The sequence below is a fragment of the Paenibacillus sp. 01T422 genome, assembly GCF_056398785.1.
The window spans coordinates 1-5237 of sequence record NZ_JBFTQB010000623.1 but is presented as its reverse complement, the minus strand read 5'-3'; the positions used below and the strand labels follow the sequence as shown (position 1 = coordinate 5237).

The 5237-nt window shown below is 47.1% G+C and carries 6 protein-coding genes; 5 read left to right on the top strand and 1 reads right to left on the bottom strand.

Translation table 11 applies throughout. The annotated features are described in order from the left end of the window. The first annotated feature begins 1 nt into the window (after window position 1). From AC1DUA_RS27520 to AC1DUA_RS27500, 5 genes are all read left to right on the top strand, one after another. Entirely contained in the window at window positions 2-2782 is a 2781-nt protein-coding gene (locus AC1DUA_RS27520; protein WP_477502799.1) for a CHASE3 domain-containing protein, read from the top strand. Next, entirely contained in the window at window positions 2779-3645 is an 867-nt protein-coding gene (locus tag AC1DUA_RS27515) for a CheR family methyltransferase (protein WP_477502798.1), read from the top strand. The genes AC1DUA_RS27520 and AC1DUA_RS27515 overlap by 4 nt, the downstream gene beginning before the upstream one ends. Before the next feature lie 84 nt (window positions 3646-3729). Continuing rightward, window positions 3730-4143: a DUF1003 domain-containing protein gene (locus AC1DUA_RS27510; RefSeq protein WP_477502797.1), complete on the top strand. Its 414-nt coding sequence runs from the start codon at window positions 3730-3732 to the stop codon at window positions 4141-4143. A gap of 79 nt (window positions 4144-4222) precedes the next feature. Continuing rightward, window positions 4223-4387, top strand: a complete 165-nt coding sequence (locus AC1DUA_RS27505; RefSeq protein ID WP_127458160.1) for a DUF1328 domain-containing protein — start codon at window positions 4223-4225, stop codon at window positions 4385-4387. An 86-nt stretch (window positions 4388-4473) separates the two neighbouring features. Beyond that, entirely contained in the window at window positions 4474-4854 is a 381-nt protein-coding gene (locus tag AC1DUA_RS27500; RefSeq protein WP_477502796.1) for a YflT domain-containing protein, read from the top strand. A 124-nt stretch (window positions 4855-4978) separates the two neighbouring features. On the opposite strand, the gene AC1DUA_RS27495 is transcribed toward AC1DUA_RS27500, so the two are convergent. Further along, entirely contained in the window at window positions 4979-5179 is a 201-nt protein-coding gene (locus tag AC1DUA_RS27495) for a cold-shock protein (RefSeq protein ID WP_161406717.1), read from the bottom strand. Window positions 5180-5237: the final 58 nt, after the last annotated feature.

The following is a 5237-nucleotide window of genomic DNA, read 5'->3' as shown; positions in this document are numbered from 1 at the left end:
CATGAATATACGTGCAAAAATTATCATGGGATATGTATTTATTATCATATGCTTAGGAATTGCTCTTCTCATTGTGAGCGGTCGTGTCAGCTCGCTGCAGAAGGAAGTGGATTTCGTCTCCAGTCATGATTTGGAAGCGCATGATCTTATCAACGCCATACAGAAAAATATGGTTGATATGGAAACCGGCATGCGGGGCTACATCATTACTGGAGACAATCAATACTTGGAACCATACGACTCAGCCAACAAAACATGGCTCGATAATTATAATAGGCTTCTGCAGCTAGTTAGTAATAATACAGCTCAGAAGGAGAGTTTAGAGCGTATTAAGCCGACGATCCAAAGCTGGATTCGCACGGCTGGCGACAATGTGATTCTGTTGAAGAAAGAAAATAAACAAGCCGCGATCGACGAATATTTTAAGCAAAACTCTGGCAAAAAACTGATGGATCAACTGCGCACACAGTTTGATTCTTTTCTCGTGGCCGAGAAGCAGTTGACGAAGGCTAGGGCCGAGCAGCTTGCTCAAAGTAATCAAAATCTTAGAATTATTCTTTTTACCCTTCTAGGCATCATTTCTATTTTTGCTATCATCGTAGCACTCATCTTATCTAATTCTATTACTAGCACGATCAAACAAGTTACGAGAATGATTCGTTATATTACATCTTCCGAAGGGAATCTGGCGTCAAGGATCGAACTGACCAGCCATGATGAAATTAGGGAGTTGGCCGAAGCCACCAATGATATGTTGGGGGACTTGGAGAAGCAAAACTGGATTCAAACGAATATCGCCGAAGTCGCCACTTTGTATCAGGGGATTAATGATATCAGCTCTTTGGGTGGAACTTTTATAAGCAAACTGGCGCCAATGCTGGATAGTGTCTATGGCGTTGTCTACCTTCGAGAAAACGTCGGAGAGGAAACTCGGTATGTGAAAATAGCTGGGTATGCGGCGTCCGGGAAGGATCCTTCTGCGGCTGTTTTTCGGTTGGGAGAAGGTTTGATTGGTCAGTGTGCCGTGGATCAGCGTATTTTCCTAATCGATAACTTGCCGGAAAATCATGTGAAACTAACGTCCGGTCTAGGTGCTTCTGTCCCTCGTACCTTGTTAGTCGCTCCTATTCTTGTGGATGGCCACACAGAGGCTGTAATCGAATTAGCGTCACTTCATTCGTTTCAGGCTCAGCATTTGACCTTGGTAGATTCGCTGCAAGAGAAATTCGGTTCAGCTATCACGAATGTGCGCAGCCGCATGGAAGTAGAGCGATTGCTTTCTGAGTCACAGATATTGACGGAGGAACTTCAGGCGCAATCCGAGGAGCTTCAAGCTCAGTCGGAAGAGCTGCAAATGCAGCAGGAACAGCTGCGCATGACCAACGAGTTCTTAGAGGAGCAGAACCATTTCTCAGAGCAAAAGGCACTGGAATTGAAGAAAGCGAAAGACGAGCTAGAAGATTATTCGTTAAAATTGGAGACAAGCTCGCAGTACAAATCCGATTTTCTTGCGAATATGTCGCATGAGCTGCGCACGCCGCTGAACAGCATCATGATTTTGTCCCAGATGCTTGCGGAAAATAATGGCGATTTGCAAATGTCAGAGATTGTGGAGTATTCGCGCGTGGTCAATGCTGCAGGGAAAGATCTGCTGGCGCTGATCGACGATATTCTGGATTTATCCAAAGTCGAAGCGGGCAAAATAGAAATAATGACGGACGATTTCAATGTCACTGAGCTGCCGCAGTTGATGAAGCTTATGTTTGCTCCCGTTGCGGAGAAAAAAGGGCTTGAGTTCGATGTCATCTTGGAACCGGATGTGCCCAATGTCATTCAGACGGACGGTCAGCGTCTTCAGCAAATATTGAAGAACTTGCTCTCTAACGCGTTCAAATTTACCGAAAAAGGCTCTGTCATGATGAAAATAGCGCTTGCAGACCCGGTTCGAGTGAAGGAACTCCTGCACAGAGACCCGGCAGAGAAAGTGCTTGCCATCTCAATTATGGATACCGGTATCGGGATTCCGATCGACAAGCAGCAGGTCATCTTCGAAGCGTTCCGTCAGGTGGATGGCACCACAAACCGCCAATTTGGCGGAACAGGGCTTGGTTTATCGATTTGCCGTGAGTTTACGCGTCTGCTCGGAGGCTCTATTGTTGTGAAAAGCGAAGTGCACAAAGGCAGTACGTTCACGCTCTACGTACCTAACGCAGTTGATACGGAGCAGGACAATGAGACGTTTGGCAATGACCCTCATGGGGGAGAAATTGCCGCGGCCGTTGAAGAGCGAACGATTATTTCCACGCAAGCCGCGGAGCCGAGTCCTTCTGGTATTTCACAGGCTGAAACGATCATCTCTGACGTGGATATCATCCATTCGGATGCGCAGTTGTTCAGCGGCAAAAGAGTGCTGCTCGTCGACGATGATGCCCGTAACGTTTTTGCGCTCGTTACTGCGCTGGAGACGAAGGGAGTTACTGTGGATGCGGCGGATCACGGGAAAGATGCCCTGGAGATGTTAAGCAAAGACGGCGAGTACGATCTCATTCTGATGGACATCATGATGCCGGTCATGGATGGTTATGAGGCCATGCAGGCGATTCGCGGTGAACTGCAGATGCATGAGCTGCCGATCATCGCTCTTACGGCCAAAGCAATGAAAAGTGAGAAAGAGAAATGTCTGGAAGCCGGCGCCTCCGATTATATTACGAAGCCGCTAAATATGGATCAGCTATTTTCGCTCATGCGTGTATGGCTAACGAAGCAGGTGAAGAAACATTGAATCATAAGCCCGTGGAGGAGCCTGTCGATTTGGAGAAACCGTCTTATGAGGATGAACGACAGAACATTGAGATTAATCTCCTCTTAGAAGGACTGTATCAAATGTACGGGTTCGATTTCCGCCACTATGTCAGGTCTTCCTTACGGAGGCGGGTTCTTAATCGCATGAAAGCAGAGAAGTTGCCGAACGTCACCGCGTTATTGGAGAAGGTTCTGCATGAACCTGGCTTCGTGGATCGCTTGCTTAATGACATGTCGATCCGCGTCACAGAGATGTTCCGGGATCCTAGCTTTTTCCGTGCTTTTCGCAATTTGGTCGTTCCTGAGCTAAGGAAGTACCCCGAGATTCGTATCTGGCACGCTGGCTGCGCAACAGGGGAGGAAGTCTACTCCATGGCGATCCTGATGCAGGAAGAGGGATTAGCGGAGAGAACGAAGATCTATGCAACGGATATGAACGAGAAGGCGATAGATGCGGCGCAAAAAGGGGCCTTCCCGCTTAAGCAGATGCAGTATTTCACCAAGAATTATTTGGATTCTGGCGGGATGAAAGCTTTCTCCGAATATTACACAACGGATCATCAGTATGCCTACTTCCAGCCGGTCATGAAGGATAACCTGATGTTTGCGCAGCACAATCTGGCAACGGACGGCTCCTTTAACGAATTTCATGTGATCTTGTGCCGTAATGTCTTGATCTACTTCGATCATAAGCTGCAGACACAGGTACACAGCCTATTTCACGACAGCTTAGTAGGCGGAGGATATCTGGGGTTAGGCAAGAAGGAGTCCATCCTTTTCGTGCCTGAAGGTGTGCATTATGAGGAGTACGTTCCGCAGGAACGCATATACCGTAAGAAATAAAACCACTTAAGACGATGATGGTATCGTCTTAAGTGGTTTTTTTGTTGTCCGTTCCTGCATCATGTTCGAGGCCCTGTTTCGCCTGTGGTTAGAGAGTATCAAGGGAATATCAAGTCGCATTTGACGCAGCAGCAGGCCAAAAAGTCGTCTTGGGCGGACCGCATTGCCGACCGTATCGCGCTTTTCGGCGGAAGCTGGACGTTTATCTTACTGTTTGGTTTGTTTCTGGTGAGTTGGATGGCTCTTAATCTGACGCGTTTCGCCTACGATAAGCCGCCGTTCATTCTGCTCAATCTGATACTTTCCTGCATATCAGCGTTTCAAGCGCCGGTTATTCTCATGAGTCAGAATCGCCAGGCGAATCGAGACAAGCAGGAGGCTATTCTGGACTTTGCCATTAATTATCGGGCTGAGCAGGAGAATATKGAGATGAAGGAGCTGCTCGAACGGATGGATCAGAGGCTGGAGAGAATGGAGCGGGAGATTTTTCACCAATAATGTTTCATTCCAGGGACAAGTGGTTAATAGATAGCATAGCCAAGCAACACAAATTACCGATGAAAAGAGGGTGTTTCCTATGTTAGGCTGGGCTGTCATGTTTCTAATCATTGCGCTTGTAGCTGGTGTATTCGGATTTTTTGGAATTGTTTCAGCGGCAGTAGGAATTGCCAAGGTATTGTTCTTCGTCTTCCTGATCATGTTTGTCGTATCGCTGATCTTCGGCAGACGCAGAGGCATCTAGTCCACATCTAGTTCACATCTAGTCTACATGAACCCACAGTAACAATTGCTTTACCCTATAAATCAATCGAAAGAGGAGGAATTACCATGGGTACTTATACAAGAGTGAGTGTGACAACCAATCTTCAAGAAGCGCAGGACAAAGTACAGCAATTGTACAGGGAAGGCTTTTCGAGAGAACACATTTATGTGCTAACGCACAGTGCTGAAGGTACCGATTTCGTCGCGAATTATACGGGTGCAGAGCAAATTAGCTTGGAGGAGGAGGGCATGCTGACGGCCATTGCGAATCTATTTCGTTCCCGCGGCGATGAGCTTAGGGCGAAGATGAAGGCACTCGGCGTACCCGATATAGAGGCTAGTCGCTTGGAAGGTGAGCTGGATAGAGGCAAGATCCTTGTTCTGGCGAAGCCATCCAGTGAATACACAGCCTATGATGAAGCAGATTTCCAACGTACGATTTTATAAAAAATGGTATCAAGGGAGACTCCTTAGGGGGTCTCTTTTTCGTTCTAATAATAGTAAAGCCCTAATTGCCTCCAACGTGGAGACAAAAAGGGCTTCGGGTACTGCCGTAGGCTGCTATTACTAATTATCGCCTGCTGCTTGTGTTCGATAAGGTTGGGAGCATCTTTGAATCCTTGACCATGGCAGAATGACAAATCGGACATTCTGGACTTTCGGCGAATGAAAAGTTATCTCTCATCCAACATGAGCACTGTTCTGTGCTGCAGGTCCAAATGTTCGTTTGCTCTTCAGGCACAGGTTCCATCGATTTCTTTGAAAAGTACATATGAACTCCTCCTTGTCATTATAGACTCAGCCTCAGACTCGCAAGCAGTGTATAGCAA

What these genes read in the sequence shown, in the direction of transcription:
- AC1DUA_RS27505 (WP_127458160.1), top strand. Translation starts at nt 4,223, where the DNA reads ATGTTAGGCTGGGCTGTCATGTTTCTAATCATTGCGCTTGTAGCTGGT.
- AC1DUA_RS27495 (WP_161406717.1), bottom strand. Translation starts at nt 5,179, where the DNA reads ATGTACTTTTCAAAGAAATCGATGGAACCTGTGCCTGAAGAGCAAACG.
- AC1DUA_RS27520 (WP_477502799.1), top strand. Translation starts at nt 2, where the DNA reads ATGAATATACGTGCAAAAATTATCATGGGATATGTATTTATTATCATA.
- AC1DUA_RS27500 (WP_477502796.1), top strand. Translation starts at nt 4,474, where the DNA reads ATGGGTACTTATACAAGAGTGAGTGTGACAACCAATCTTCAAGAAGCG.